Below are 26758 nucleotides of genomic sequence, written 5' to 3' on the forward strand. Positions count from 1 at the left end.
TGGATTAATTGAGAATAGGATCAAAAGGAATAAGAATCGCTGTTTTCGCAGTCGTGCTGTTGTTGTGGACAAACAGTATGTTTATAGGTAGTGCTGATGCTGCTTATGTCGGCTCTTCAACAGACTCTGTGCTGCAGCAAATGAAAATGGAGAAGAAGAACCATTTACCGCAAGGTTTTGTCTATCTGGATGAAGTGATTCCAACGGCACAATATGAGATTCGATATTACGGAGATAATAATTTTGTGGGGAAGCGGATTGATGGCTACAAGGCGCCTTTAGCGATAATCTCGCGGACAGCGGCAACAGCTTTGAAGGCTGTAAGTGAGGATTTAGCGGACAAAGGGTATATTCTTAAAATTTATGATGCTTATCGTCCGCAGACGGCGGTGAATCATTTTGTAAGATGGTCACAGAATGCCGTAGATACTAAAATGAAACAGCAATATTATCCGCGACTGGATAAACGTAATCTATTTAAACTTGGTTTTATAGCTAAAAAATCAGGCCATTCCAGAGGTAGCACCGTCGATTTAACGATCGTAAATAAAGAAACGGGAGCTGAAGTTGATATGGGAAGCCCTTTTGATTTTTTCGGAGACATCTCCTATTACGATACGTCCTCAATCAACAAGACTCAGAAAGCAAATCGGGCGATCCTCAAAGAGGCGATGGTAAAACAGGGATTTAAACCTTACAGTAAAGAATGGTGGCATTTTACGCTGATCAAGGAACCTTATCCTAAACAATATTTTGACTTCAAGGTGGAATAACCTAGAACTTGAATGTCCATGTAAGAAGCGATTCACTTTTTTTGTTGAGCTTTACTACCATTAGGATTAGCAGATGCTGGAAACGCACATAATACTAATAGTCAAAAAAAGGGAGGTTTCGAACGGATGAACAAAATCGCGGTTGTTGTAGTGTTAAGTGTACTGTTATTGGTAAATGGATTTGGAGGAACTACCTCTTCTACGGCTTGGGCAGATGCTAGTGAAGTAAAGGTGGTTTTGAATGGTCAGGTTCTGAAATCAGATCAATATTCAGCGTATCCAAACGGTTCTACGGTCATGCTACCCCTTAGAGAGGCATCAAGCGTCTTGAAATATCAAACCACTTATCAAAAAAGTACGGACACCATTACATTAAACGGAGTCAAACAAAAGATTGAATATAAAGTAGGAAACGACTATATTACCATTAATGATAAAGAGAAAAGAGACTTTAAGGATAATGTTGTGTTTAGGAAGGAACACTTATATGTTCCGCTCTCTTTTTTCACTAGTGTAGGACTGGTAACCTCTTATAATGCTGAAGCTAATCTAGTGGAAGTTTATGCGCCTGAGGTTACAGCAAGTGTGATAGCGGGACTGCTGAGCACTGGACAATTTCAAGAGTTAGAGAATCGATTCTTTAGTGATGAAATGAAGCGTTCGCTTTCCACTACGGGTTTACAGAAATATTGGGCTGATTTTACTGCACGAGCTGGTACTTACCATGGGATAAAGTCTACTGAAAGTATTCAAAAAGAAGATCAAATGTCAATACAATGTGTACTTGGCTTTGCTGTAACGGATGCGTCCCTTGAGTTTGTTCTCAATAAGTCTGGTAAGATTGTTGAATTAAAAGGAAACCTTCCTTCCATTTAATCTTGAGAATAATAAAGATTTAGGTTTAGAACAACAGGCTATGTGTGCGTCCCTTAAGAAGAGATTTCTTCTTGGAGCCATGCATAGCCTTTTTTGTGTTTCAATAAACATACTGAGATGAACGTAAATGCAATGTATTTTTATTGTAAAAAAGGGTTTTATTTGTTGACTTTCACATTCATCGAAGGTAAATTAAAATTTGAAATAATTGTTAAAGCATTTAACTAAATTAGAGAAAAGAGTGGAGTACTGGATGACAAAATCAATTACTCAGAGTAGCCCGACAGAAGAACGGCCATTCTCGCTAAGAGCGATCCTCCCCCCGCTTCTTGCTATTATCGTCGGAATGATTATGGTTATTCTGGATGGAACCGTCGTGAATGTGGCTATACCGAAACTGGTGGACTATTTTTCTTCAGATTTAAAAACGATTCAGTGGGCGATTACAGGTTACACGTTAGCTTTAGCTGCTGTAATACCGCTCGCAGGCTGGATGACAGATCGCTTCGGTTCTAAACAAGTGTTTCTGGTGACGCTCACGTTGTTCATTCTTGGCTCCATGTTATGTTCTGTGGCTCAAACTTCTTCGCAGCTTGTTATTTTTCGTGTGATCCAAGGACTTGGTGGGGGGATGGTAGCTCCTATTGGGATGGCTATGGTGTTTAAGTTAGCTCCAGCAGAACGAAGAGGATCGATTATGGGCATGCTTGGGATCCCCATGCTGCTTGCACCTGCACTTGGCCCGATATTGTCCGGATGGCTTGTTGAATATGTTAGCTGGCATTGGATCTTCCTGATTAACGTGCCGATTGGGATTGTTGGTATTATTCTTGGTGTTAAGTATTTGCCCAAGACGGAGAAGATCGGTAAAGGCAACCTCGACATACTTGGCATTATACTGGCACCGATTGCGTTTTCCATGCTAGCTTATGGAGTAAATGAAGGTGGGTCGAATAGTTGGTCATCGACTCCAGCAATCCTTGGATTATCTGTTGGGGGCGTTGCACTGATTCTATTTATAATCGTTGAGCTGCGGCATAAACAGCCTTTGCTGGATCTGCGCGTCTTTCGCTCCTCAGATTTCACCCGCGGCATTATTTTAACATGGGTCATGCAAGCCGCATTGTTTGGTTCCATGCTGTTCGTGCCGCTATACTTACAACAGATTCGGGCTTATACACCACTAGAGACGGGGCTGATTCTGCTTCCGCAAGCTTTAGCTTGTGTAATCGGCATGCCGCTTGGTGGTAAATTGTTTGATAAGATAGGGGCACGACCGTTGGCTTTTGTGGGTCTGAGCATCATTACAGTTACCCTATTCCTACTGTCTGGGATTTCGATGACTACAAGTCTAAATACCATTATGATGTATCTTGCTTTATTAGGATTTGGGATGGGTATAGCGATGATGCCACTCAATACACATGTTCTAAATGCAGCACCGCGTGAATTGGTGAGCCGGGTCACATCGCTTACAGCAGCGGCACAGCAGGTGGTTGTGGCCTTTGCCGTAGCAGGCTTGACGGGTTATCTGACAAGTCAAATTACTGTGCATATGGGAGCATTGAAAGCAGGAAGTAATCCTTTATCAGCAGCAGTTCTAGGTTTTGATGATGTATTTTTTCTATCTGGTTGTATAGCTGTAGTCGGTGTACTTATGAGTATTATCCTGCGCAAACCAAAGCTTTCCTCGAATGATTCCTCCTCCGATGAGAGTCAGAAAGCAGATGCAGCAATGATGATGGGACATTAGTTTATACGATAATCTTAGATAATAAAAAAAGGCATCGTTCAGCTTGTATAGTTAACGACGCCTTTTTTATATGAGAAAATCATCCTATAGATGTTCTGGTTTCTTCTGAGCCCACCTAGGGCTGAATGTAACTTTACCGAGTAGCTCCGAGGCTATAATCCCCAGTAGAACAAGGGCTGCACCAGCATATCCTTGTATCGATAGCTTTTCAGCGGCGAACCAATAGCCAAACAACGCGGCGAAAACCGGCTCAAGGGAGAAGATCAGTCCGGTGCGTGTAGGTGAAGTATATTTTTGAGCAATGGGTTGTAGGATGAAGCCACAGGCACTACAGAGAATCCCAAGTGCGAGGATCGCAATCCATGCTGGTAAGGTCGAAGGAAGCGAAGGTGTCTCGAATAGCGCAGATAACACTAAAGCAAACCCTCCGGCAAAACCCAACTGTAAGATTCCAATATTCAGTGAATCACACTCTTTTACAGCCTTGCCTGTAAATAAGATCTGTACCGCATAGAACACCGCCGAAAGAATACAGAGGAAGTCACCTGGCCCAATTTTTAAGGTAGCGTTTAATGTAAGAAGTCCAATGCCAGCTATAGCGAGTACGGAGCCAAAGACTTGCGGAGGTGCAACTCTTTTTTTGAAAAGTATACGATCTAGTATCGGTACAAATATGACCGTCAAGGCTACTAAAAATCCAGCGTTGGAGGTTGTCGTGGTCTTCAGTCCGAACGTTATACATGTGAACACACCGAGGAGTAAAAATCCGAGTAGAGCACCATATTTCAATGTTTTGATGTCAACTTTTCGTAAACGTTTGTGGAAGATCACTGTGGCTAATATAAAAGCAAGTCCGAAGCGGAGTGCAATCAGATTGAATTCGCCTAACGTGCCTAACCCCATTTTCATAAATATGTAGGAGGAACCCCAAAATAATGTTACAACTAACAGCATCAGCTCAGCTTTGAGCGGTTTCATCTCGTCATCCATCCTTCTTCATTTTCAACTCAATTTAGTATAATACGGCTCTATACATAAGGTAACTGAATGTTTATCATAGGATACATGAGTAAAACTTATGTAATTTAAAAAGGTGAGGGATAGAGGTTGAGCATCAATAAGTATGAGATTTTTCTAAAAGTTGTAGAGCTAGGTAGCTTAACAAAAGCAGCAGATGTGCTGGGCTTTACGCAATCTGGAATTAGCCACACGATTAGTAGCTTGGAGATGGAATTTGGTTTCACGTTATTAATTAGAAATAGATCTGGCGTTAAATTGACGGTAAACGGGGAGCAAGTACTACAGCCTATCCGTGAAATTCTGAAGTGGAATGAAAAATTGAAGCAGGAGGTAGCAGATATACATGGGCTAGAGGTCGGGACCATTACCATCGGTACATTCACAAGTGTATCCGTGCATTGGCTGCCAGGAATGATTAAGCAATTTCGCAGTGAATACCCCTATATCGAAATCAGGTTGATGGAAGGTGGTTATTTAGAGGTTGAACAATGGATCGAGGCTGGAGTCGTTGACTGTGGTTTTATTTCTCTGCCTACGCGTGAGAAGTTCGAAGTGATTCCCTTAAAAAAGGACCGGATGTTAGGAATCGTATCCAAAGAAAATCTGCTTAGTGCAGAACCTTTTCTCTCCTTATCCCAAATTGCTAAAGAGGATTTCATCATCCCGAAGGCTGGTTCAGATTATGATGTTAGGCGTGTACTGGATAAGGCGGGCATCAAACCGAATATTAAGTTCTCAGCAGGTGATGATTATGCCATTATGGCCATGGTGGAGAAGGGACTCGGAATTAGTATTTTGCCAGAGCTTGTATTAACCCGTCAGAATTATAATGTAACGATGCTTGAATTGGAAGAACGTAGTTTCAGATCACTTGGAATCGCTGTACATTCTATGAAATACGCATCTCCCGCCACTAAAAAGTTCCTAAAGCATGTACAAGCGTGGTTGATGGGGCATCCCTGAACCCTAAGAATACACCGTTTAGAATGAGCAAAACCCCTGATTAATTCAGGGGTTTTATTATGAATGAATATCCAAAATAAGGGTTGACGAGGGACTTTGTTCATGAGAGAATGTACGCGCGTACATTTATTGAATGCGCTTTCGTAGGAGGGATTTCTATCGCCAGCCGTAAAGAGGTTGCCGAGCTTGCCGGAGTGTCAGAAGCCACAGTCTCTCGCGTGTTAAACAACGTAGGCCCGCTCAAGGAAGAAACGAAGGAACGTGTGTTGGCGGCTGCGCTCAAGCTGGGATATACCCCTAGTTCACTCGCGCAGAGCTTTGCTCGTAGAAGAAGTGGGCACCTTGGTGTAGTAATGCCTTATTTGCCAAATGCACGCTTGTTCTCCACTTATTATTTTTCAGAAATATTAAGTGGAATTGGGAGTAAGGCGCGAGAAGAGGGTTATGATCTGTTAATGCTGTTTCGAAATGCCGAAGAGAGAGTGGACTATAACGAATTGTTTAAGATGCGGAAGATTGATGCTTGTATTGTACTCGGTGCCAAAGAGGATCCAGGTGAGCTAGCCTCACTTCGACGTTTGAAGGAGGAAGGTCATCCGTTTTGCCTGATTAATCAGCATTTTGAAGGAGAGGCTTTTCACGAGGTGGATGCTGATCATGTCGAAGGAAGCTGGCAAGCGGTCAGGCACTTACTGGATCAGGGCTTTACGAGGATTGCCTTTCTAAACGGGCCAGCATCTTATTCGAACAGCCGAGATCGTTTAACTGGTTATTTGCGCGCTTTGGAGGATTCTAACCTTCCTTTAGATGAATCACTTCTATTCGAAGGTAACTTCAGTCGTAAAAGCGGTGCTATTGCTGCCAAGAAGATGTTGCCTCTTCTGAATGAGATTGATGCCATTGTAGCGGCCAATGATCGCATGGCCATTGGATTGCAGCAAGGTCTACAGGAACTAGGCATCCCAAGAGATCGCATCCCAGCCATGGTGGGTTATGATGATTCAGATGCTGCTGAGCTTACTACACCAGCCTTAAGCAGTGTGCGTGTTCCCTTTTATGAGCTAGGAGAAATTGCTGTATCTAAGGTATTAGAATTACAGGGGAATAGTCGCTCAGAAATATCAACCCCCTCCCAAGTTATCCAGATTAACTTACCGACTGAACTAGTAATACGAGCTTCATCTAAATCTAAGAAATCTGAGGAGGAATAAGATGAAACAGCTTCGCATTGGAATGATCGGTTATAAATTTATGGGTAAGGCGCACAGTAATGCTTATCGCAGTTTGCCAATGTTTTTCCCGAAAGCGCTTAAACCTGAGATGTCTGTGATTTGTGGACGGAATGCTGAAGCGCTTGCAGAGGCTGGCACTCAGTTAGGATGGTCGGATTGTGTTACGGATTGGAAAGATCTAATCGCTCGTGAGGATGTCGATCTTATTGATATAAATGCCCCTAGTAATGCACATAAGGAGATTGCTCTAGCAGCAGCCAAAGCTGGTAAACATATTTTTTGTGAAAAACCACTCGCACTGACCTTGGCGGATTCCCGTGAAATGCTGCAAGCCGCTGAAGATGCAGGGGTTACACATATGGTTGGTTTTAATTATCGCTTTTCACCGGCGGTTAGACTTGCTAAAAAGCTAGTAGAGAGCGGGCGGCTTGGGAAGATCTATCATTTTCGGGCTTGGTTTCTACAAGACTGGATTATTGATCCGGAGTTCCCGTTAGTGTGGAGATTGCAGAAGGAGATTGCGGGTTCAGGCTCACATGGTGATTTGGGTGCGCATCTCATTGATCTCGCACATTTCTTAATAGGTGATGTGAAGGAAGTAATCGGTATGAGTGAGACCTTCATTAAAGAACGTCCACTTGCTGCTGAAATGACAGGATTAAGTGCAAAAGGGGATAAGGATGCTCCTAAGGGCAAGGTAACTGTAGATGATGCCACATTGTTTTTAGCCCGTTTTGATAACGGTGCCTTAGGTAGTTTTGAAGCTACAAGATTCGCAGCAGGTCATCGCTCTACCAATTCTTTTGAGATCAACGGAAGCCTTGGAAGTGTGAAATTTGATTTCGAGCGAATGAATGAACTCGAGGTTTATTTAACCTCAGATACAGAGGATGTTCAGGGCTTTCGGCGTGTGCTAGCAACGGACCCAGCTCATGAATATGCGGAGGCTTGGTGGCCGCCGGGTCATACGATTGGTTTTGAACATACGTTTATTCACGAAATGTTGGAGCTTTCTAACGCGATTGAAGAAGGACGTCAGCCTGTACCTAATTTCCATGATGGAGTGAAATGCCAAGCTGTGTTAGAAGCGGTAGAACGCTCTATTGAACAGCGCCGGTGGGTCGATATCTCTGAGATGTAATCAACAAAAATGCGTGTTTGAACAATCTCTATTAGAAGGAGTGCGAAAGATGAGAAAAGCATTGATAGTATGGGGCGGTTGGGATGGTCATGAGCCTGAACAGGTAGCTGATATATTCGCTAAAGTACTGCAAAAGGAACAATTTGAAGTTGAGGTATCGAATACATTTGAGGCTTTTGCCGATGCGGAGAAGCTTCTTGAACTAGATTTGATCGTTCCGGTATGGACGATGGGTACAATCGAACAGAATCTTGTGAATAATGTCTCGGCAGCTGTCCAGAACGGAACGGGTCTTGCGGGTTGCCATGGCGGGATGTGTGATTCTTTCCGAAATAATGTGGATTGGCAGTTTATGACCGGGGGGCAATGGGTAGCTCATCCCGGCAATGATGGTGTGAACTACACCGTAGAGATTTGCCAAAGCTCAAGTCCTCTCGTAGAAGGATTAGAAGACTTCACCGTTTGTTCAGAGCAATATTATCTGCATGTAGATCCAGCTGTAGAAGTACTTGCAACGACTCGTTTTCCAGTTGTTGAAGGCCCACATTCTTTCAACAAAGCCGTGGATATGCCAGTAGCCTGGACCAAACGGTGGGGTCATGGCAGAGTGTATTATAATTCACTCGGACATCATGCCGATATTGTAGCTATGCCACAGGTAAAGGAAATGATGCGCAGAGGACTGCTATGGGCTGCCGAGGGTAAAGTTCGCGCACAATCCCAAATTTCAGCGGTTAGTAGTAGCTATAGCGGAATGGCAGACAGTCAATAATCTCTGGGAGCGATCAACGAATGGATAAAGTCAAAGTAGGAATTATCGGATGCGGTAAAATCAGTAGCATATATATGGAGAACTGTCAGAAGTTCGAGATTCTTGATCTAGTTGCATGTGCGGACTTGGACTTGGAGAGAGCGAAGGAACAAGCCGATAAATACAATATTCCAAGCGTTTACACCACAGAGCAATTACTGAATGATCCGGAGATAGAGATCGTTATCAACCTGACGATTCCAGCTGTTCATGCGGATGTATGCCTGAAAGCTATCGAAGCGGGTAAACATGTGTATGTTGAGAAGCCACTTGCTGTGACGAGAGAAGAAGGACGCGAAGTTCTGTCAGCGGCTCGAGAAAAGGGCGTACTAGTAGGCAGCGCGCCGGAAACATTCCTTGGAACCGGCATTCAGACGGCGCTCAAATTGATCGATGAGGGTGTAATTGGTCAGCCCGTTGCAGCCACCTCGTTTATGATGGGGCGTGGACATGAGCATTGGCATCCAGATCCAGAATTCTACTATGCCGCTGGTGGAGGTCCAATGTTCGATATGGGACCATACTATTTGACAGCATTGGTGCAGTTATTGGGTCCAATTCGTACGGTTAGCGGGATGACTGGTAAAGCGCTAGTCGAACGCACGATTACAAGTGAGAAGAAATCGGGTAATAAAATTCCTGTTCAAATTCCAACTCACGTTGCCGGAACATTAAGATTTGAGAATGGAGCCATAGCAACGCTGATTACAAGTTTTGATATCTTTGGCGGCAGTAACCTGCCGCATATAGAAATCTACGGAACACTTGGAACGATTCAAGTTCCGGATCCTAATAACTTTGGCGGTCCGGTGAAATTCAGGCTCATGGGTCAGAATGAATGGACAGAGCAAACGCTGTTATCTGGATATGATCAAAATACACGTGGAATTGGTCCAGCGGATATGGCATATGCCATTCGGACGGGAAGAAAGCACCGCGCCAGTGGAGAATTGGCTTATCATGTACTAGAAGCGATGTGGGCATTCCATGATTCTTCAGATACTCATTCATTCTACGAAATGAAGAGTACCTGCACCCGTCCTGAAGCTCTTCCGATTGGACTCGCTCCTTATACATTAGATTAGAGAATTCATTCTGAATCTGCAACCTATCACTTCCAATCTCCGTTTGAGAAGATAAAGAGTGAGGGAGTGACAAGGATGCGTAAGTGGCTTGGTGGCTGGATATGGATTTCTGTTATTATACTATTCATAAGTGGATGTTCAGAAGATCAACAATCGAATAAGGAGCCGGCTCCAGCTGTTGCAATTACTGCAACTCCAGATATCTCGCCTACTGCGAGCGCTGGAATAGAAGATCCTAAAGCTGAAAAAGTGCTTTACTCCAGTGATCCTGAAGCGATTAAAGCTTTCCTATCCGCTCAGAAGATTCCTAACGGAGATATCTATCTACAGGATAATAAGGTTCATATCAATATAGTGGGTTTGAACTCGCAGATTGAGCAGCGGTTTGCTCAGACTTTCGCGGCAGGTACTTATGAGCTCCATGATGTTAAATATTCGATGCAAGAGTTATTAGCTGCACAAGAGCTTTTGCATAAACAAGAACTCTATCAGAAGCTTAATCTATACGGTTCCGGTGTGGACACGATTGGTAATAAAGTAACGATTACAATTCCATCTGATTATGCTGAAACGGCCATACTTGAGATAGAAAAATGGATCGCTCCTGATATGTTGACCTACGACATTTCAGAGCTAGGCGAACCACATGTAATAGGTCAAATCGTAGATATCGATACCAAACAGGCGAAGCGGATTCTCATCCTTGAACCTGGCATGGAAGATCCCTCTTACTGGTTCTCATTCAATCAGAAGTCAACAATGTTTAATGAAGCTGGAGAATCGATTAGCTTTAAGGATTTGAAGGTTGGACAGCAGGTTGAGCTATGGAGTACCGGTATGGTGGATGAATCTTTTCCCGCGCTTGCAAGTGTGCGGAGGTTACAGCTTAATGCTACGGAATAATCCAATAGCCAGCACCGTTTGGGAGAGGCAAACGGTGCTATTTTTCGTGAATAGAGAGAATCGCCTATTTTCGAACCCCTGAAGGGGTGATCCCTTTGTACTGCTTGTACAGCTTGGTAAAATAATTGGGATTGTCGCAGCCGACTCTACCTGCAATCTCAGTCACTGTAAAATTGGTCTCGAGCAGCAATCGCTCTGCTTCATTTACTCGGCAAAGATTAACATAATCGATGAAGGTTCGACCTGTTAGCTTCTTAAAGGTTTTACAGAAATGATATGGATTTAGATTTACGGATCTTGCGGCGCTTTCTACGGTCATTTTGTCATCGAAATGATTCTCCATGTACTCTAGAAGTGGCTTAAAACGTTCGCGATTAAAGGAGTGCCGCTCATTCGTTCTACCGGATACTTGTTCAGGTAGAAAGGTGCGAGAGAGCAGCACAAAGAGTAAATGCAGTTGATTCTTGATGACCAGTTGAAAAGCAGGTCCCTTCTGCAGTACTTCATCAACGATGGTATCCAGAAGAGAAAAATATGTGGAGCAGGTCGGAACAAGCTCTGCAGGTTTGACCGGCAGCTGATAACGATTCTCTAAATAAGGGATTACAAACTGCTCATGCTGAGGATCCTGCTTCCAATCTTTAAATAAAGAACTATGGAATACGACGGAGATAAAACGAACATGATCATCCCGCAGACTGTACCCAACATGCAAACCTCCAGAGGGAACAAACAATACCTCTCCGGCATGCAGTTCATAGGGCTTGCTGTCTATGTGAAAAATGGCGCTGCCTTCTTGCATAATGATGATTTCGAAATGCTCGTGCCAGTGTAAATACAGGATATTCTGACCGATCTTTGCGTTCTTGCATTCATTAAAAAATAAACGGAATGGATACGTTTTTTCTTCTAATTGAGGATATTCTTTAAGATCATTAGGATAACTCATAATTCACTCAACTCCCACAAGATACGACTATATAAACACAAGATAATAAGAGTTTTAAGCTCAGAAGCAGTATATACTCGGGTTATAGCACTTACTATAAACCAATATTGGAGTGGTCACAAGATGAAGGATACAATGCGAATTGGAACATTAGTAGGCGGCGGCGACGCTGTAAGAGTGATTCCACAAATAGTAGGACATGGATTTGAATCTTTTAGCTTAACCTTCTGGCAAACTACAGGGAAAACAGATCTCGTGGAAACTGGAAAGCGTGTGCAAGAGCTTGCAGCAGAACATGACTTCGTGATCTCATCTGTTGGGATCTTCGGCAATCCATTGACGAATACTGGTGATAATTCCGATGCAATCGCGAGCTGGGAGCGACTGATTGATCATGCTCATTTGTTCGGAACGGATATGGTATCAGGTTTTACAGGAAGGTTACCAGGGGTATCCATTGATGAATCTATTCCGAAGTTCACCGAGGTGTTTGGAGAGTTGTCCAAAAGAGCAGCGGATCGCGGTTTGCGAATTGCCTTCGAGAACTGTTCCATGGGTGGAGACTGGGGATCAGGTGACTGGAATATTGCTCACAATCCATTAGCTTGGGAGAAGATGTTCAATGCTGTGCCTGCTGATAATATAGGACTCGAATGGGAGCCATGTCATCAGATGGTCCAATTAATTGATCCGATTCCGCAGCTTCGTAAATGGACAGATAAGATCTTCCATGTACATGGTAAGGATGCCACCATCGCTTGGGATATCGTAAAAGAATATGGAATTCATGGCCCCAATCCTTATGTATGGCACCGTACTCCCGGCTTTGGAGATACGAACTGGACTGATGTTATTTCTATTTTGCGTCAGGCAGGTTATAAAGGTACGATTGATATTGAAGGCTGGCATGATCCTGTTTATCGGGATGAGCTGGAAATGATGGGACAAGTACATGCTTTAAATTATTTAAAACAATGCCGGGGCGGTAGCTTTGTACCTAATCCGCTGTAACCGTAGAGGGGGAGAATGATGACAGCACAGTACCGTGTAGCGGTTGCAGGTTGCGGAGGAATGGCTAACGCCTGGATTGAATACGCTTTATCACGTTCAGATACTCAGATTGTTGCACTTATAGATATACGATTGGAGTCAGCACAAGCGATGGCGGCAAAGCATGAGATTTCTTGTCTGACGTTTACTGACATTAAAGAAGCAATTCAGGCGACTGAAGCTAATCTTGTGTTTGACGTTACAGTTCCAGGAAGCCATTACAGCATTTCTAGCACTGCATTAGAACTCGGATGTAATGTGTTTAGTGAGAAGCCACTGGCCGAGACTATGGAAGAGTGCACTAAGATTGTTGAGATCTCAGAAAGAACCGGAAAAGCTCATGCTGTGATGCAAAATCGCCGATATGATCCGCGTATTCGTTCTTTACGCAACTTAATCGAGTCTGACACCATTGGTAGAGTAGGATACATCAGTGCTAGCTTTTTCCTCGGCGCTCATTTCGGAGGGTTCCGTGATGTCATGGAAAGTCCTCTGCTGCTGGATATGGCGATTCATACCTTTGATCAGGCCCGATTTATTAGTGGAGCCAATCCGATTTCCGTTTACTGTCAGGAGTTTAATCCTCCCGGATCATGGTATAAGGGGAATGCGTCGGCAGTGTGTATCTTTGAGATGTCGGACGGATCTGTATTTACTTATCAGGGGTCTTGGTGTGCAGAAGGTGCCTCTACCTCTTGGGAAGCAGCTTGGCGTCTGAATGGGGAAAAAGGAACTGCGATTTGGGATAGTCATGAGATGCCATATGCAGAGGTAGTCGTATCAGGAGATCAGAGTGATAAATTTATTCGTGATGTAGAGCGTGTAAATGGAGAAGCTGTTAATATGGACAAAACCTTCCATCAAGGATGTTTGGAGGAAATGTTCCTTTCACTAGCAGAAGAGCGTCCAGCAGAGACAAATTGTAGAGATAATCGGTATAGTATGGCAATGGTATTTGGAGCGCTGGAAAGTGCTAAAACAGGTCAGAAAATTGATCTAGTAGAGTTCATGAGTACCTCAGAGTGATGAAAACCTTTTGTTAATTTTATCCAAACTTTAATGTTCATGTTATGATAGATAAGAACATTATTCGGGGAGGATATTATGTACAAAGCCATTATATTTGATCTAGATAATACATTAATAAATTATAGTACTTGTGAAATCGAAGCGATGAAAAGAACCTGTAACGATCATAATCTCTTCGTAGAAGATATTGAGGCGTGGTCTTTATTTTATGGAGAGTTTTCAGGCCATAATTTTCGCCATTGGATGAACTTTGTGGGTGGTGGTGAGGTGAAGACTATAGGAGAGGTATTGAGGTATTCTTTTAGAGACACCCTTAAACAGGAGGAGCTTTTTCATAGCAAACTGTCAGATACTTATTGGGATTATTTTTGCAATTCCTGTTATTTTGAAGAAGGAGCGGAACAGATCTTAACTTCATTTAAAGATAAGTATGCTCTGGGGATTATCACCAATGGGATCAGTGAGGCACAAAGAAAAAGACTGCAAGCCGGTAAGATCTATGAAATATTCAAATCCATAATGATCTCTGATGAGGTAGGCATCCGAAAACCTGATAAAAGGATTTTTGAAATGTCTTTAATAGATCTACAGCTAAGCAATCATGAAGTGCTGTTCGTTGGGGATTCTTTACAAGATGATTACCATGGTGCTGTGAATTCTGACATTGACTTCTGCTATTACAATCGCCAGAATATAGAGGTTCCTAAAGACCTCAAGCCTAACTATATGATTAGTTCTCTTCTGGAGCTTAAAGATGTAGTGGGGTTGTAGCAATGCCAGCAAGGAGAACACACAATGGAAATTAGAGCTTATCAAGAATCGGATATTAGTCAGCTTATCTCATTGTTCTATGAGACAGTTCATTTCGTAAACAAACAACATTATTCACAAGAACAGCTTGATGCTTGGGCACCTAAAGAGGAAAAGACCCTCAAACATGATGCTTGGAGCACTTCTTTACGTCAAAATATTACTTATGTAACCGAGATTAACGGGTACATAGTTGGCTTTTCGGATATGACGTTGGAAGGACATTTGGATCGTCTTTATGTCCACAAAGATTTCCAAGGCCAAGGCGTAGCCTCTGCTCTCGTGAACAAGCTTGAAATGAAGGCGAGAGAGCTTGGTCTTCATGAAATGGATACCGAAGCAAGTATTACAGCTAGACCCTTTTTTGAACGACAGGGATACCAGCTTATGATGAAACAAAGTGTAGAACGAAAAGGAGTACTGTTAGTTAATTATCGGATGAGTAAAAAGCTAATTTAATCAAAAAAGCAGATTGCTATGGTGAGCAGTCTGCTTTTTTATCTAATGAAGGAGGATCAATCAACAAGCTTTATTTGGATGAAGAATAACGATTTATAAAATTAGCGATTCCATTTGGAACGAATTTGTTAACTTCATGATTAAACAGGTCTGTATAGTTTGCAGTAATAACTTTACTTGGTACTAACGTCAAGTTTGAAAAATATTGCTTATACGCCTTATCATAAGCGGATTTATTCACTTCTTTTTGATTTACATAATAGCTTGGCAAATCATCCGTTTTTTCTTGATCTGGAATGTCGGCCAAGAATATCTCTTTGTCATTAAATTTGGTTCCTTGGAAACTAATCTCGAAAACCTGCAAATTAGAATTGTACGAACCACTGCCATCTACAAAAGCGATATAACGTAATGTTCCATCTTTTTTGTTCTTATAGAGATGCAGGCCACGATTTTCATCGCGCGGTAGAAATCCACCCATACCTACATTAAATATACCCTCTGAAATATCCTTCAGTTTTCCTTGATAATTGAATGGAATGACTTTTCCATTTTGGACGGTTAGAGCAATGTTGATGGGCTGAATGAATCGTAAAGAATACCCCTGTATAAGTTCAGGAGTACCATCAAAGTTCAAATCTACTAAAGTGAAATAATTGAAGTCGCCGTCATAAGACCTATCTCTAGTAGCATCCATTAACGTTTTCTTGATATACTCAGAGTAAAGTGTCTTCCATGATTTTGCAGTTGCTGCTTTTGCTGACGCAGTAATTGGAATACTCCCCAATAATAAAAGTAATGTTACTATGATCCACGCAGTTCGCTTCATGACTCATTAGCTCCTTATCATATTACAATGTACTGGAAATTAATATTACTATTGTTAGATAATATGTTCCAGTAATAATATGGTATATGAAGGGTGATTAGTCATAAATCAATTTCATTAAAGCCTCCGAGTCAAAACGATCTCCTTGCACTAACCATTGACCATCCACATCAAACATAGTCAGTATTCCCTCCAAAGGGACACGTTTACTTTCTTTGTCATCCTTATCCAACATAACAAGATCACAAGTATATTTTAACTCAACAATATTTTTCTTTTGTTCGGAAAGGGTGAACTTTAGATTATCTGGTTTTAAAGAAAGCTTTTGTTTATTAGCGATTTGAAAAGGGATAGTTGTGATTCGGCTTCCTATAGCTTTTTCGGTATAGTATTCAGTAAAGTACGGTTTCATTTCTTCATTTCGGGCTAGAATGGATTCCTCAGAAAATAAATCATCAGAAACCTTAATGGTATATTCAACATTTTTGTACTTCTCAGCGGCTTTAGTGGCATCATCCACTTCTGAACTACAGCCCATAATTAACGTTAGGGATAATAAAATCATACTCAATATCAACGGTGATTTACGCATTCGAACACCTCCATGTAATTGATTCTGTATTATTATACTTATATTTCCATACATTGGTTTCACAGCTTCAAGAAGAAAATGATTCAACTCCCTAAATATGGTATGGTGTAAATATTACTATCAAAAACCTAAAGGGATGGGATACACTTGAATTTTTTTCCTATTACATACTCACTGTTGGCAACAGACGCATTATTATTACATATTAAAGAGCATTATGAGATTCCAGAACCAGTACAGCTGCAGTATTTTCTTAGAGGCATGAACGATACATACATTTTAGAAACGGCATTGGAAAAATACATCTTTCGTGTTTATCGTGCGGATAGACGGAGTAGATCGGAGATTGATTTTGAATTAGAATTGTTGAACGATTTGCACGAAAAAGGTGTAAACGTCTCCATTCCTATTCCTCGAAAAGATGGGATCATATTTAATGAATTTTTGGTGCCTGAGGGTGTGAAGTATGGCGTTATGTTTAGTTTTGCTGTAGGAAATGAAAAGCCTATTCATGCGGTAGAAGACAGCTATTTATTTGGTCAGTCAGTTGCACAAATCCACACAGCTACGGACAACTTTAAGAGTGCACATGTAAGAGGTAAGCTTGATTTTGAACATTTAATTGAGAAACCGCTTCATACGATCAAACTGCATATGAACCATCGACAAGAGGATTATCAATTCCTGTATGACCTGGCCATACAATTAAAAGCGCAGATTGAAGTACATCTGGAAGCAGGGCTCGACTGGGGCATCTGCCATGGCGATTTGCATGGGAATACGAATGTGACTTTCACGGACGAAGGGAAATTAACTCATTATGATTTCGATATTTGTGGTTACGGATGGAGAGCCTATGATATCGCTGAGTTTAGATTGGCAAGAGAGATTCATAGCGCCCATGATAAAGATGAAGTAGAACGGTTATGGGCATCATTTTTAAATGGATATATAAGTTTAAGAGATCTCAGTGACAATGATATTAGTGCTGTACCTATGTTCGTTGCGCTTAGACAGCTTTGGTTATTTGCTTTATGTTTCAGTGAAGGTGAGCTTATTGGTGCAGCTGACTTTGACAATGGATTTATCGACAGTAAAATGGATTATTTCAGAAATTTAGAGGTGATCAAATGAATGATGAATTGGGCAGTAAAGAGGCCATAAAAAGATGGGATAAATACGCAGAACTAATCTCAACTTCGTACAGCAAAAACGGAGATATCCATCGAGAAATTTTTTTGAATCCAGCTTTATTCAGTCTTATGGGTTCTGTTGAAAATAAGAAGGTGCTAGATGCAGGCTGTGGTGAAGGATATTTAAGCAGAATGTTAGCTAAGGCAGGTGCCTCAGTCACTGGCGTTGATTACTCGCAGAACATGATAACGATAGCCAAGAGTAAATCACCAGAGGAATTAAAGATAAACTTCCATCATGGCAATTGTGAAGATCTCAGCTTTCTTCAGAATGAGAGTTATGATCTCATCGTTTCTAACATGGTGATTCATGACTTATCTGATTATGAGATGGCGATTCATGAAATGTATCGGTTGTTAGTTGATGGAGGGACGTTTATATTCTCAATTCCACATCCTTGCTTTGTAACCCCTGGTAGCGGATGGGTGAAGTCGGATACTGGTGAGAAGCTTTATTGGAAAGTAGATAATTATTTTTACGAGGGCACTTATAATCAGAACTTCCCAATAGATCAAGAGGAAAAGTTTCTGATTTTTCATAGGACGTTATCCAGTTATGTAAATACGATTGTACGGGCTGGATTTCAAATCGAAGAAATGATTGAGCCGAAGCCCTCTGCTGAAATGCTTGAGAAGTATCCGTCTTTTGAGGAGGATTTTCGCTGCAGCGATTTTTTGGTTTTTAAACTGCGAAAATAGGGGGGAGAAAGATGAACCATAATATTTTCAAAGAAGTTATAGACTCTGAAGAAGAGTTAAGGTCAATGTATGGGTATCCCAGTGAATTGGTTAACAATAAGAGTATAACCTTCATCGATCATCATTGCCGAGATTATATATCCAAATCACCGTTACTCTTTATAGCAACAAGTGATTCATCAGGCAATTGTGATGTATCTCCGCGTGGGGATGCTGCAGGTTTTGTATATGTGTTAGACGACAAACATTTAGTGATTCCTGAGCGACCTGGTAATCGACGGTTTGATTCTTTGCGCAACATCCTTTTAAATTCAAAAGTGGGTTTGATATTTATTATTCCCGGTCTTGAAGAAACCTTAAGAATAAATGGACATGCAAGGATTATCAAAGATCAAGAAATAATGGTTCATATGGAGGCTCAAGGTAAACTACCGAAATTGGGCATTGCCGTTGAAGTGGAAGAGTGTTATATGCATTGTGCTAAAGCTTTTAAAAGATCACATCTATGGGATGATACGTATTGGCCATTGAAAGCAGAGCTGCCTAAACCCTCAGTAATCATTGCAGAACATGCGAAAGAGCTTGGGATTTCTCAAGAGGATGTATCAAAGGGATTAAAGGATAGCTATGAGAATCGGTTATATTAGAAATGAAAGGATTAACTAAGATGAGCAAAGCTTTAAAACTCACTCCAGGGAATAAAGTAGGACTTATCGCTTGTTCTGATGGTGTGAGACTGGAGAACCTGCCTAAAGTAGAAGAATTAATTAGAATTCTGAACTCAGTTGGTCTAGAGGTAGTAATGTCTAACACCTTGTTTAGAAGAGATGGTTATTTCAGTGGCAATCCTAAGGAAAGAGCAACGGAGTTGAATCGTCTATTAAATAATGATGAAATTCTTGTGATTTTTGATATTTCAGGTGGGGATTCCGCGAACCAGATCTTGGAATATCTCGACTACGATAATATTCGATTGCATCCGAAGCCTTTTTTCGGAATGAGTGACTTGTCCGTTATTTTGAACGCTTTACATACACAAAGTAATTCAATATCCTATCACTATCAGTTGATGAATCTCGTATCTTCTGATGGGGCGGAGCAGCAAGCTGCTTTCTATCGAACATTTTTCGAAGGACATAACGATCTTTACGATTTCGACTTTCATTGGGTCCGTGGGAACCAGATGAGTGGGATTGTAATTGGCGGCAATATTCGATGTTATATGAAGCTGGCAGGAACAAGTTATTTTCCAGACCCTTCGAACAAGATTTTATTCTTAGAGAGTTTAAGTGGCAGAGCTAACAAAATCGTCTCCTTATTTGCTCAGCTTCAGCAAGCTAGAACTTTTGATAAATGTGCTGGAGTGATTCTTGGGTCGTTTACTGAGCTTGAGAGCTATAATGAATTTTCAATCGTAGAAGCGTACTTGAAGGAAATCAGCGGGATTCCTATCGTGAAGACGGAAGAGATCGGGCATGGTAGTGACAGTAAGTGTATTGTTATTGGTGAGAATATAACTTTATAAGAGCTAAAGGTGGATGATTGGTTTTCAAGGTGATTTATGTTGATAAGAGAGGAGTCAGAGAGAATTATGATGTCTACACACGACTACCCATCTAAAGAAGTATTGAAAAATGCTATACATACTACCTATCTATCTCTCGATCTTGAATTTGAAGGCATTGAGAATGCTCAAAAAGACACTCGTATGGAAGGCGTCGATCGTACTCCAGCAGAAATCCTTGCCTATCAATTGGGCTGGTTGAATCTTGTTATGAAATGGGATAAGGATGAAAAAGCAGGGATAACCGTTATTACACCTTCACCGGATTATAAATGGAATCAGCTTGGCGGATTATATCAATCGTTTTATCATACATATGCTGCCTACTCATTAGACGAGTTAAGATCTTTATTTCAAGAGACAGAACATCAGTGGCAGAGCTGGATTGATTCTTTAAGTGATGAAGAACTTTTTACGCAAGGCGTGCGGAAATGGACAGGAAACAATCCAAGATGGCCAATGGTCAAATGGATTCATATTAATTCAGTAGCACCGTTTAAGACTTTTCGTTCGAAGATTCGTAAATGGAAAAAGCTTAATTGTAACTAAGGAAGTATAAATAAAGCCCCCATCTAAGAGAAATCTCTGAAGCAGGGGCTGTTTTGAGCTGTCAAGATCAATATGGAGGATATAGGATTAGTGGAAGAGAATGTATAGCAGTGGATGAATAGATTAGTAAAGGACGGATTATTTTTGAAGAAAATATCTATTATTGTAAGTACATTTATATTATTGATTGCATTAAGCTCGATTATATTTGTCGTGGTAAACAACTCTTCCAAATCCATCAGGAGTCCTGAGAACATTGAACTAAATGAGTTGTCGAACGGTAACAAAATAGAAGTGAACTTCTCGGAGAAACCCACTGTATTCGTATTTTTCACCTCATGGTGTCCATATTGTAATGACGACGCTCCTAAGATTGTCTCATTGTATGAGAAATATAAAGATAGAGTGAACATATACGGAATCAATTTGCTTTATCAAGATGATCTTTCTGAAGTAGAACAATACGTGGCGGATTACAACATTAAGTATCCCGTTCTCCTAGATGAAACAGGTGATCTCCATAAACAATTTGGTGAACAAGCTTTTCCTGCGTTGTTTTTTATGAACTCTGATGGCAAGGTTATGGATCAAATTATTGGCTCGACTGATTTTGACGCTATTGAGAGCTCGTTTAAGATTTTCATTAAAAACTATGATTAGTGTGAGATATATGAAATCAAAGAAACCCATAATCATCACCGCATTTCTTTCCTTTTTACTTCTGATGCTGATTGTAGTCTATATGATAAATCCTCAACCTGTTAATGCAATGATGGTAGAATTTTCTAGTATGGAGAAGCAAGGTAAGCATGTTTATGTAGAACCAGATATTTCAGAGGTCACAACAACGATACTTTTGAACGATTTCGAACAATCGAGGGAGAGAGTTCCTGGGTTCTTCGAAGATTTAAAAGACAATCCAACCCTTCTTTTTGTTCAATCTCCACACGCTCTAGAGAAGTATGCTCAGAAGAATCGAACGGGCCAGACTTATTATACTTATTGGGGAAATTACATTGTTATTGGTCCAGACGGATTTAACGCGGATGTGATCGCCCATGAATTGATGCATAGTGAGTTAAGAAAGAGGTTGAAGAATAAGGATAAGGTTCCTGTGTGGTTTGATGAAGGTTTGGCTACCTTAGTTGACTATAGATATAACAGCGATAAGTTTATAAGTTTTGACAAGATAAATGAGCTAAGTAGTAGAGATGACTTTTATGAACCCTCACATGTAAAAGAAAATTATGAGATCGCCCATTCAGAAATTAATAGATGGTTTGGAATCGTTGGAAAGTCAGGTTTAGTGGAGCTTATTGATGGATTAAATAATGGAAAAGAGTTCAAAACAATCTATAAATCAATCGAATCCCAAAGCTAGGAGGTTGAGATGAAGAAATTCATTATTGTAATTCTAGCCATAATTGCTTTATTGCCATTGCATACGGTCTCCGCGGATTGGGCCGGTTCGTTTGTTGTTTATTCAGGTGACATCTACGAAATATCAGACGATGAACTCATCCCCTCGGAAGAAATCGATAAGAAGATAGGGCATGTAACTAAATTTTCCGATGAGGAAGGCACGTACAGGGGGAATTTCTCGAATATTTATCCTAAAGGTACGCCCTACTACTCAATTATCAATACCGATCCAAAAGATTTTATTGCTATTAAGACCCAAGAGGATATCTTTGTAAAAGCTTATAATAAAGGCCATTATCCCAATGATGAATTGGTTAAAAAAACGATTTGGATGTATTTCTTATTGGGGACATCGGTTATCGTCTTATTAATAATTTGGATAATAAAGCGGAAGAAAGCAGTGTTGTAGCTAGAACGGCGTGGTGAAATGAGATAACTCTGTACTTGTTTTTTTTGTTTGTGTAATTATTTTTGCATTTCTTTGGGTTTACGTAGAGAGAAAGGAATAAGCGATAACTATGAGTGCATGGAGGAGAATTGCCCAAAAATTGTTTTATGATCTCAGGTTTCATTTTAATCATAAAGATGATTCTATCTATTCTTTATTGGTATTTCTGCGAGATAGAATTATAGAAGCGCATAGAAATAATGATTTGACAGAACAGGAGAAAATTTATAATTATGCGGAGTGGTGTTTTAACCAATATAAGCGAAGTCCTTATATGCATAATGCTATTTGTGTTGGCTTTTATGAACATTTAGTTGAAGATGAAAGTACCTTGCAGGCTATTCCATATAAAGTAAAACCATATATTTTTAAAGATTTACAGGGATTATTCGAATGGATGTTAAACGAGGATAAAGATCGATATATCAAGTTAGTAGAAGAATACAATAGAGTGAACAGTACTGATTTTAATAGGTGAAAAATTCAAGTTCGAAGGGTGAATCTAGTGGAAGAAGTATCTAGTCTAATCAAAAAATTATCATGGGACACACCCCAAGAGGAAAAGGAAGATGCAATTAATAAGCTACAATACATAAAGGATGAAGATTTGCATTTATTAGTACAACCTATATCAAAAGACTATTGGGATGGAGCGGCTGAAACAGTCATACGTTTAGGATATCCACGTGTGAAAAGCATATTGCCGGGTTTACTTGAATGGATACAAGATAGGAATTGGCCAGGCGCGGGGGAAATAGCTGATTTTTTACTTGAAATAGGGGATCCGATGATTCCATATGTTAAAGATGTACTAAATCAACACAGCGATGATCAAGAATGGGTGTACTGGATTTTTGAAGTATTAATTAATCATTGGAATACGGTACAAGTCGTACAGATACAAGCAGAATTAATTAAGATTTCACAGGAAAAAGCCAATGACCTTTCGGCATTGAGAATCTTATTAACTCACGGTATATATGCAAAAGATGTGGTCTGTGAAATAATCCAGTGTAAAAAAGATGTCATTGCTTTTGAACTCAAGGAACTTCATGATACTCATCCTGAAATTGATTGTGAAGCTCTTAAAAAAGAATTCAATGAAATAATCATCAAGCAGCCTAATTTGATTAAATCATTTTATGAGCACAATAAAGAACGTTTTTTTATATGTAATGCGATATCTAACCCCCAAGAAGTTTTAAGAGAAATAGAGATTTTCACAGCAGAGTGTCTTTAGTCAATCTATATGAATTTAAATAAAGGAGACTTATCAGTGAACAACATCAAGGTGCTTCATTATGATGCGTTTTCTTCCTATCCGAACAAAGGGAATCCTGCGGGAGTCGTGTTAGAAGCTGATCATTTAAGCGAAAGTGAAATGCAATCAATAGCTCATAAAGTCGGTTTTAACGAAACAGTTTTTGTAATCTCATCAGATGTAGCTGATTTAAGACTGAAATACTTTACTCCAGGACATGAGATTAATCTTTGTGGACATGCTACAATGGCATCTTTATTTGCTTTAAAAACAAAGGGTATTCTTGGAGAGGCTAGCTCGGTAAAGATCGAAACAAACGTGGGTGTGCTGCCCATTCAATTTAGTATGGACAACAATAATCACTTACTAATAAAAATGAAGCAAGATCAACCGAAGTTTATTGAATTTAACGGTGATAGAGCGAAGCTTGCACATGCTTTAGGTTTAACCGTTGACGAATTAGAAGAGGATCTGCCGATTGTATATGGCTGTACCGGCGCATGGACTCTATTAGTCCCAATTAAGAGTATAGATAGCTTTAATAAAATGAAACCGATAAACTCGTTGTTTCCGGAGATTTTAACGCAGCTTCCAAAAGCATCGATACACCCATTTTCACTCCAAACGCTTGATCCACACTCATTCATGCATGCCAGACATTTCTCATCTCCTTTTTCAGGAACCGTTGAAGATCCAGTAACAGGTACAGCATCAGGAGTTATGGGGGCTTATTATTTAAAATATATTGATCCGCATTTGGACTCGATACAATTTGATGTGGAACAGGGATTGGAAATGGGTAGGGACGGCAAGGTGAACGTAGAAGTATATCGAAATGAATCCGGTGAAATGGATGTGTTTATTTCTGGAACTGCGGTGTTTGTGAGGGAGGTAGATTTATGGAGATGATAAAATATACTCAGCTTGGAGTGTATGGAGTCTTAGTGAAGAACGATAAAGTATTACTAATTAAGAAAGCAAGAGGCCCTCATACGGGGAAGTGGGACTTTCCAGGGGGTTCTATTGAGTTTGGAGAGGAACCTTATGAAACCCTTAAGAGAGAATTTTGGGAAGAGACGGGGTTTACTAGTTTAAAAGGCTTGCTTCATAATTCCATTTCCTATACATTAATTTATCCATACAGTGATACTCAGTTAGAAGAGTTACACCATATAGGGATCATATATAATGTGTCATTGTTAGATGTGAACTTTGAGCTTAAGACCGATGGGGACGGACAAGACTCTGAGGGGTCACAGTGGATAGAAATCAAACAATTAAACAACCTTGAATTAACACCTTTTGTGAAGAAAATAATGCTGGGTCATTATTAGTATTTTAATGATCTATGGAATGGAGGTAACTTCATGATTGAGATTGATTGTCTGGGAGAAATCTGCCCAGTACCAGTAATGATGTTAAAAAAACATCAAAAAGCCATTCAGAAGGGTGAAAAGGTAATGCTTGTTACTGATCATAGCTGCGCAAAAGTTTCTATCACGGATTACTGTCGTGGTTCAAATCTAAAATGTTCCATTCAAGAAGTGATTAATGGAGTATGGGAAATTACGATTGAGGTTTAGGCTCAACACAAAGTATCTATTAAAGTCTTTTCAATATATCGAACTAATTGTTTCGTATCGTTGTCACAGCGCTGATTTTGTTTCTTTATCATGTAGACATCGTTATTGACCTGGAACTGATCAATAGGAATGATCTTGAGTTGTTTACTATACAACTCTTTTTTTATGGACATATAAGGGAGAAAGGCGAGACCATGTCCTCTAATGGCAGCAAGCTTTACCGCCTCAAGAGAGTCTAGATTAAAGAGTATATTTAATTTAAGCTCGCCCACTGACACGGCATTCAAAGCTCTTTGCACACAATGAAGCTGTGAGGACCAGATTAAAGGATAATTCGGGAGCTCAGTCAATGTGATTTTATCAGGGCAAACGGTCGTATTGCTTGCCACCAACATAACTTGATCTGAAAATACCATATGTGACCTTAATTCGGATTTTGGAGAGGGACCGGAAATAAACCCGATATCACCTTCTTCAAGAAGTAAACGTTCTTCTACTAAGGACGATGCCCCTTCATTTAAAGTGATATGGCAATTGGGAAAATGTTTTTTTACCTCATACAAGGTACAAGGGAGAGCATAATTACAGACCTCCGGAATTGCATAAATAGACAGCTCTTGTTGTGTTGGCTGTAAATGATTGATTTCTGTGATCATATCATCATACAATTTACAGATTTGCTCCACGTACTTCTCCGCAATAATCCCTGCTTCGGTTAGGCTAGCGCCTTTATTACTTCTCACAAAAAGTTCAGAACCTAGGGTATTCTCCCATGATTTCAACTGCTGACTAAGTGCGGATTGGGTGATATGAGATTTCTGAGCGGCTTTAGATATACTTTTTAACGATGCGATATCTAAAAATAATTTAAGCGTTTCCATATTCATACTTATTCCTCCTGTTGCCCGCTGTTAGTGCACACTATAGCATACTTGATTACGCTCCATCTGTGCCATTAGTAACACTTATACAGCATAAAGAAAGCAGATAACCACAGCACAAATAAGTATGTTACTATTTTCACATAGTCAATTACATAAAAACGATGGAGGTGTTAGACTATGGGGCAAACCGTAAGTCCCGAAACGAGATCAACCCGAACCAGAGCTCCTAGAAAACCTAAAAAGAGTCAGTTGCCCATCGCGTTGCTGGTCACAGCTCTCATTATTGGGTTTGGTTTTTTCCTAGACCATTCCCACGATAAAATGGTTGTCTACCTGCTTTTCGGTATTTCGTTTGGCGTTATTTTGCAAAGATCACGTTTCTGCTTTACTGCATCACTTAGAGATCCCTGTATTACAGGCAGCACATCAGTTACAAGAGCGGTTCTGATTGCTTTTTCCCTTGCAACCATCGGATTTACAGCGATTAAGTACCCAGCGTTTCTAGATGGTAAACCGATTCCTGGGATGGATAATGTGGGTCAGATCAGCTTGGCTTTGATCATTGGTGCTGTATTATTCGGAATTGGCATGGTTATCGCGGGTGGATGCGCTTCGGGTACATTGATGCGTGTAGGTGAAGGATTCACGATGCAGATGCTTTCACTTGTGTTTTTTGTCATTGGTTCACTTTGGGGATCACATGATATGGGTTGGTGGAGAGCTAACGTTATAAAGGATGCACCAACTGTATTTTTGCCAGATGTATTCGGTTGGCTTGGAGCACTGGTTGTTCAGTTCCTGATTATTCTTCTGTTATACATTGCAGCTGTTAAATGGCAAGAGAAAAAGATGGGAAGCGCAGATTAGTTTAGATTATTAC

Annotated in this window: 32 protein-coding genes; 27 read left to right on the forward strand and 5 right to left on the reverse strand. The window is 40.5% G+C overall.

The features are described from left to right. The first annotated feature begins 8 nt into the window (after nucleotides 1-8). From NST34_RS13985 to NST34_RS13995, 3 genes are all read left to right on the forward strand, one after another. Complete coding sequence (locus NST34_RS13985) at nucleotides 9-773, forward strand: M15 family metallopeptidase (protein ID WP_341128032.1); 765 nt, start codon at nucleotides 9-11, stop codon at nucleotides 771-773. Between the two features lie 126 nt (nucleotides 774-899). Continuing rightward, a complete protein-coding gene (locus NST34_RS13990) occupies nucleotides 900-1649 on the forward strand; it encodes a stalk domain-containing protein (RefSeq protein ID WP_076286390.1) in 750 nt (249 codons plus the stop codon). A 253-nt stretch (nucleotides 1650-1902) separates the two neighbouring features. Next, on the forward strand, nucleotides 1903-3402 hold the full coding sequence (locus NST34_RS13995) for a DHA2 family efflux MFS transporter permease subunit (RefSeq protein WP_076286389.1): 1500 nt from the start codon (nucleotides 1903-1905) through the stop codon (nucleotides 3400-3402). 84 nt (nucleotides 3403-3486) lie between these two features. Here the strand turns inward: NST34_RS13995 and NST34_RS14000 are convergent, their stop codons facing one another. Beyond that, nucleotides 3487-4380 (reverse strand): DMT family transporter, encoded by an 894-nt coding sequence (locus tag NST34_RS14000; RefSeq protein WP_076286388.1) that lies wholly within the window; start codon nucleotides 4378-4380, stop codon nucleotides 3487-3489. A 129-nt stretch (nucleotides 4381-4509) separates the two neighbouring features. Between NST34_RS14000 and NST34_RS14005 the strand changes: the two genes are divergently transcribed. The 6 genes from NST34_RS14005 to NST34_RS14030 all read left to right on the forward strand — a co-directional run bounded on the left by NST34_RS14005 (nucleotide 4510) and on the right by NST34_RS14030 (nucleotide 10557). Then, the gene (locus NST34_RS14005) at nucleotides 4510-5385 is read left to right on the forward strand and encodes a LysR family transcriptional regulator (RefSeq protein ID WP_076286387.1); all 876 of its coding nucleotides are present in this window, start codon (nucleotides 4510-4512) and stop codon (nucleotides 5383-5385) included. A gap of 110 nt (nucleotides 5386-5495) precedes the next feature. Continuing rightward, nucleotides 5496-6596: a LacI family DNA-binding transcriptional regulator gene (locus NST34_RS14010; RefSeq protein WP_179085848.1), complete on the forward strand. Its 1101-nt coding sequence runs from the start codon at nucleotides 5496-5498 to the stop codon at nucleotides 6594-6596. 1 nt (nucleotide 6597) lies between these two features. Beyond that, nucleotides 6598-7758: a Gfo/Idh/MocA family protein gene (locus NST34_RS14015; protein ID WP_076286386.1), complete on the forward strand. Its 1161-nt coding sequence runs from the start codon at nucleotides 6598-6600 to the stop codon at nucleotides 7756-7758. A 49-nt stretch (nucleotides 7759-7807) separates the two neighbouring features. Further along, the gene (locus tag NST34_RS14020; protein WP_341128033.1) at nucleotides 7808-8530 is read left to right on the forward strand and encodes a ThuA domain-containing protein; all 723 of its coding nucleotides are present in this window, start codon (nucleotides 7808-7810) and stop codon (nucleotides 8528-8530) included. 20 nt (nucleotides 8531-8550) lie between these two features. Continuing rightward, nucleotides 8551-9654: a Gfo/Idh/MocA family protein gene (locus tag NST34_RS14025; RefSeq protein WP_076286384.1), complete on the forward strand. Its 1104-nt coding sequence runs from the start codon at nucleotides 8551-8553 to the stop codon at nucleotides 9652-9654. Nucleotides 9655-9729: 75 nt separating this feature from the next. Beyond that, on the forward strand, nucleotides 9730-10557 hold the full coding sequence (locus NST34_RS14030; protein ID WP_076298914.1) for a hypothetical protein: 828 nt from the start codon (nucleotides 9730-9732) through the stop codon (nucleotides 10555-10557). 64 nt (nucleotides 10558-10621) lie between these two features. Here the strand turns inward: NST34_RS14030 and NST34_RS14035 are convergent, their stop codons facing one another. Then, nucleotides 10622-11506, reverse strand: a complete 885-nt coding sequence (locus NST34_RS14035) for a helix-turn-helix domain-containing protein (RefSeq protein ID WP_042187825.1) — start codon at nucleotides 11504-11506, stop codon at nucleotides 10622-10624. A 123-nt stretch (nucleotides 11507-11629) separates the two neighbouring features. On the opposite strand from NST34_RS14035, the gene NST34_RS14040 reads away from it, so the two are divergent. From NST34_RS14040 to NST34_RS14055, 4 genes are all read left to right on the forward strand, one after another. Then, nucleotides 11630-12517: a sugar phosphate isomerase/epimerase family protein gene (locus NST34_RS14040; protein ID WP_076286382.1), complete on the forward strand. Its 888-nt coding sequence runs from the start codon at nucleotides 11630-11632 to the stop codon at nucleotides 12515-12517. Nucleotides 12518-12535: 18 nt separating this feature from the next. Continuing rightward, entirely contained in the window at nucleotides 12536-13582 is a 1047-nt protein-coding gene (locus tag NST34_RS14045; RefSeq protein ID WP_341129542.1) for a Gfo/Idh/MocA family protein, read from the forward strand. Between the two features lie 78 nt (nucleotides 13583-13660). Continuing rightward, a complete protein-coding gene (locus tag NST34_RS14050) occupies nucleotides 13661-14356 on the forward strand; it encodes an HAD family hydrolase (protein ID WP_042187829.1) in 696 nt (231 codons plus the stop codon). Nucleotides 14357-14380: 24 nt separating this feature from the next. Further along, nucleotides 14381-14854, forward strand: coding sequence for a GNAT family N-acetyltransferase (locus tag NST34_RS14055; protein WP_341128034.1), 474 nt, complete (start codon nucleotides 14381-14383; stop codon nucleotides 14852-14854). Nucleotides 14855-14924: 70 nt separating this feature from the next. Here the strand turns inward: NST34_RS14055 and NST34_RS14060 are convergent, their stop codons facing one another. Both NST34_RS14060 and NST34_RS14065 read right to left on the reverse strand, forming a co-directional pair. Then, complete coding sequence (locus tag NST34_RS14060) at nucleotides 14925-15683, reverse strand: hypothetical protein (RefSeq protein ID WP_341128035.1); 759 nt, start codon at nucleotides 15681-15683, stop codon at nucleotides 14925-14927. Between the two features lie 97 nt (nucleotides 15684-15780). Beyond that, nucleotides 15781-16275 carry a hypothetical protein gene (locus NST34_RS14065; RefSeq protein WP_042187835.1) on the reverse strand — a complete coding sequence of 165 codons (495 nt, stop codon included), beginning with the start codon at nucleotides 16273-16275 and terminating at the stop codon, nucleotides 15781-15783. A 147-nt stretch (nucleotides 16276-16422) separates the two neighbouring features. Here NST34_RS14065 and NST34_RS14070 point away from each other — a divergent pair, with 147 nt between their 5' ends. The 13 genes from NST34_RS14070 to NST34_RS14130 all read left to right on the forward strand — a co-directional run bounded on the left by NST34_RS14070 (nucleotide 16423) and on the right by NST34_RS14130 (nucleotide 24994). After that, complete coding sequence (locus NST34_RS14070) at nucleotides 16423-17409, forward strand: phosphotransferase enzyme family protein (RefSeq protein ID WP_341128036.1); 987 nt, start codon at nucleotides 16423-16425, stop codon at nucleotides 17407-17409. After that, nucleotides 17406-18167 (forward strand): class I SAM-dependent methyltransferase, encoded by a 762-nt coding sequence (locus tag NST34_RS14075; protein WP_341128037.1) that lies wholly within the window; start codon nucleotides 17406-17408, stop codon nucleotides 18165-18167. Before NST34_RS14070 ends, NST34_RS14075 begins: the two co-directional genes overlap by 4 nt. 11 nt (nucleotides 18168-18178) lie before the next feature. Beyond that, nucleotides 18179-18814, forward strand: coding sequence for a pyridoxamine 5'-phosphate oxidase family protein (locus NST34_RS14080; protein WP_076298917.1), 636 nt, complete (start codon nucleotides 18179-18181; stop codon nucleotides 18812-18814). A 20-nt stretch (nucleotides 18815-18834) separates the two neighbouring features. Then, nucleotides 18835-19692, forward strand: a complete 858-nt coding sequence (locus NST34_RS14085; RefSeq protein ID WP_341128038.1) for a S66 family peptidase — start codon at nucleotides 18835-18837, stop codon at nucleotides 19690-19692. Nucleotides 19693-19761: 69 nt separating this feature from the next. Then, nucleotides 19762-20280, forward strand: coding sequence for a ClbS/DfsB family four-helix bundle protein (locus NST34_RS14090; protein ID WP_341129543.1), 519 nt, complete (start codon nucleotides 19762-19764; stop codon nucleotides 20278-20280). A gap of 114 nt (nucleotides 20281-20394) precedes the next feature. Next, complete coding sequence (locus NST34_RS14095) at nucleotides 20395-20940, forward strand: TlpA family protein disulfide reductase (protein WP_341128039.1); 546 nt, start codon at nucleotides 20395-20397, stop codon at nucleotides 20938-20940. A gap of 10 nt (nucleotides 20941-20950) precedes the next feature. Then, nucleotides 20951-21661: a hypothetical protein gene (locus NST34_RS14100; protein WP_143759365.1), complete on the forward strand. Its 711-nt coding sequence runs from the start codon at nucleotides 20951-20953 to the stop codon at nucleotides 21659-21661. Nucleotides 21662-21670: 9 nt separating this feature from the next. Beyond that, the gene (locus tag NST34_RS14105) at nucleotides 21671-22111 is read left to right on the forward strand and encodes a hypothetical protein (protein WP_179086670.1); all 441 of its coding nucleotides are present in this window, start codon (nucleotides 21671-21673) and stop codon (nucleotides 22109-22111) included. A 109-nt stretch (nucleotides 22112-22220) separates the two neighbouring features. Beyond that, nucleotides 22221-22628: a DUF7674 family protein gene (locus NST34_RS14110; protein WP_143759367.1), complete on the forward strand. Its 408-nt coding sequence runs from the start codon at nucleotides 22221-22223 to the stop codon at nucleotides 22626-22628. A gap of 27 nt (nucleotides 22629-22655) precedes the next feature. After that, nucleotides 22656-23390, forward strand: a complete 735-nt coding sequence (locus tag NST34_RS14115) for a DUF5071 domain-containing protein (protein ID WP_341128040.1) — start codon at nucleotides 22656-22658, stop codon at nucleotides 23388-23390. A gap of 36 nt (nucleotides 23391-23426) precedes the next feature. Beyond that, nucleotides 23427-24320, forward strand: a complete 894-nt coding sequence (locus NST34_RS14120) for a PhzF family phenazine biosynthesis isomerase (RefSeq protein WP_341128041.1) — start codon at nucleotides 23427-23429, stop codon at nucleotides 24318-24320. Continuing rightward, nucleotides 24311-24745, forward strand: coding sequence for an NUDIX hydrolase (locus NST34_RS14125; protein WP_341128042.1), 435 nt, complete (start codon nucleotides 24311-24313; stop codon nucleotides 24743-24745). The genes NST34_RS14120 and NST34_RS14125 overlap by 10 nt, the downstream gene beginning before the upstream one ends. Before the next feature lie 33 nt (nucleotides 24746-24778). Beyond that, on the forward strand, nucleotides 24779-24994 hold the full coding sequence (locus NST34_RS14130) for a sulfurtransferase TusA family protein (protein WP_042187842.1): 216 nt from the start codon (nucleotides 24779-24781) through the stop codon (nucleotides 24992-24994). A gap of 2 nt (nucleotides 24995-24996) precedes the next feature. Here NST34_RS14130 and NST34_RS14135 read toward each other — a convergent pair whose 3' ends face one another. Then, nucleotides 24997-25881, reverse strand: a complete 885-nt coding sequence (locus NST34_RS14135; protein ID WP_339803495.1) for a LysR family transcriptional regulator — start codon at nucleotides 25879-25881, stop codon at nucleotides 24997-24999. 174 nt (nucleotides 25882-26055) lie between these two features. Here NST34_RS14135 and NST34_RS14140 point away from each other — a divergent pair, with 174 nt between their 5' ends. Beyond that, the gene (locus NST34_RS14140; protein WP_076286369.1) at nucleotides 26056-26745 is read left to right on the forward strand and encodes a YeeE/YedE thiosulfate transporter family protein; all 690 of its coding nucleotides are present in this window, start codon (nucleotides 26056-26058) and stop codon (nucleotides 26743-26745) included. The last annotated feature ends 13 nt before the right edge of the window (nucleotides 26746-26758 follow it).

The organism is Paenibacillus sp. FSL H7-0714, from assembly GCF_038003765.1.
Taxonomy (GTDB): domain Bacteria; phylum Bacillota; class Bacilli; order Paenibacillales; family Paenibacillaceae; genus Paenibacillus_AQ.

Excerpts from the sequence above, each read along its gene's own strand:
- NST34_RS13990 (WP_076286390.1), top strand. The coding sequence starts at position 900 with ATGAACAAAATCGCGGTTGTTGTAGTGTTAAGTGTACTGTTATTGGTA.
- NST34_RS13995 (WP_076286389.1), top strand. The coding sequence starts at position 1,903 with ATGACAAAATCAATTACTCAGAGTAGCCCGACAGAAGAACGGCCATTC.
- NST34_RS14000 (WP_076286388.1), bottom strand. The coding sequence starts at position 4,380 with ATGAAACCGCTCAAAGCTGAGCTGATGCTGTTAGTTGTAACATTATTT.
- NST34_RS14010 (WP_179085848.1), top strand. The coding sequence starts at position 5,496 with ATGTACGCGCGTACATTTATTGAATGCGCTTTCGTAGGAGGGATTTCT.
- NST34_RS14015 (WP_076286386.1), top strand. The coding sequence starts at position 6,598 with ATGAAACAGCTTCGCATTGGAATGATCGGTTATAAATTTATGGGTAAG.
- NST34_RS14020 (WP_341128033.1), top strand. The coding sequence starts at position 7,808 with ATGAGAAAAGCATTGATAGTATGGGGCGGTTGGGATGGTCATGAGCCT.
- NST34_RS14025 (WP_076286384.1), top strand. The coding sequence starts at position 8,551 with ATGGATAAAGTCAAAGTAGGAATTATCGGATGCGGTAAAATCAGTAGC.
- NST34_RS14030 (WP_076298914.1), top strand. The coding sequence starts at position 9,730 with ATGCGTAAGTGGCTTGGTGGCTGGATATGGATTTCTGTTATTATACTA.
- NST34_RS14035 (WP_042187825.1), bottom strand. The coding sequence starts at position 11,506 with ATGAGTTATCCTAATGATCTTAAAGAATATCCTCAATTAGAAGAAAAA.
- NST34_RS14040 (WP_076286382.1), top strand. The coding sequence starts at position 11,630 with ATGAAGGATACAATGCGAATTGGAACATTAGTAGGCGGCGGCGACGCT.
- NST34_RS14045 (WP_341129542.1), top strand. The coding sequence starts at position 12,536 with ATGACAGCACAGTACCGTGTAGCGGTTGCAGGTTGCGGAGGAATGGCT.
- NST34_RS14050 (WP_042187829.1), top strand. The coding sequence starts at position 13,661 with ATGTACAAAGCCATTATATTTGATCTAGATAATACATTAATAAATTAT.
- NST34_RS14055 (WP_341128034.1), top strand. The coding sequence starts at position 14,381 with ATGGAAATTAGAGCTTATCAAGAATCGGATATTAGTCAGCTTATCTCA.
- NST34_RS14060 (WP_341128035.1), bottom strand. The coding sequence starts at position 15,683 with ATGAAGCGAACTGCGTGGATCATAGTAACATTACTTTTATTATTGGGG.
- NST34_RS14065 (WP_042187835.1), bottom strand. The coding sequence starts at position 16,275 with ATGCGTAAATCACCGTTGATATTGAGTATGATTTTATTATCCCTAACG.
- NST34_RS14075 (WP_341128037.1), top strand. The coding sequence starts at position 17,406 with ATGAATGATGAATTGGGCAGTAAAGAGGCCATAAAAAGATGGGATAAA.
- NST34_RS14080 (WP_076298917.1), top strand. The coding sequence starts at position 18,179 with ATGAACCATAATATTTTCAAAGAAGTTATAGACTCTGAAGAAGAGTTA.
- NST34_RS14085 (WP_341128038.1), top strand. The coding sequence starts at position 18,835 with ATGAGCAAAGCTTTAAAACTCACTCCAGGGAATAAAGTAGGACTTATC.
- NST34_RS14090 (WP_341129543.1), top strand. The coding sequence starts at position 19,762 with ATGTCTACACACGACTACCCATCTAAAGAAGTATTGAAAAATGCTATA.
- NST34_RS14095 (WP_341128039.1), top strand. The coding sequence starts at position 20,395 with ATGAATAGATTAGTAAAGGACGGATTATTTTTGAAGAAAATATCTATT.
- NST34_RS14100 (WP_143759365.1), top strand. The coding sequence starts at position 20,951 with ATGAAATCAAAGAAACCCATAATCATCACCGCATTTCTTTCCTTTTTA.
- NST34_RS14105 (WP_179086670.1), top strand. The coding sequence starts at position 21,671 with ATGAAGAAATTCATTATTGTAATTCTAGCCATAATTGCTTTATTGCCA.
- NST34_RS14110 (WP_143759367.1), top strand. The coding sequence starts at position 22,221 with ATGAGTGCATGGAGGAGAATTGCCCAAAAATTGTTTTATGATCTCAGG.
- NST34_RS14125 (WP_341128042.1), top strand. The coding sequence starts at position 24,311 with ATGGAGATGATAAAATATACTCAGCTTGGAGTGTATGGAGTCTTAGTG.
- NST34_RS14130 (WP_042187842.1), top strand. The coding sequence starts at position 24,779 with ATGATTGAGATTGATTGTCTGGGAGAAATCTGCCCAGTACCAGTAATG.
- NST34_RS14135 (WP_339803495.1), bottom strand. The coding sequence starts at position 25,881 with ATGAATATGGAAACGCTTAAATTATTTTTAGATATCGCATCGTTAAAA.
- NST34_RS14140 (WP_076286369.1), top strand. The coding sequence starts at position 26,056 with ATGGGGCAAACCGTAAGTCCCGAAACGAGATCAACCCGAACCAGAGCT.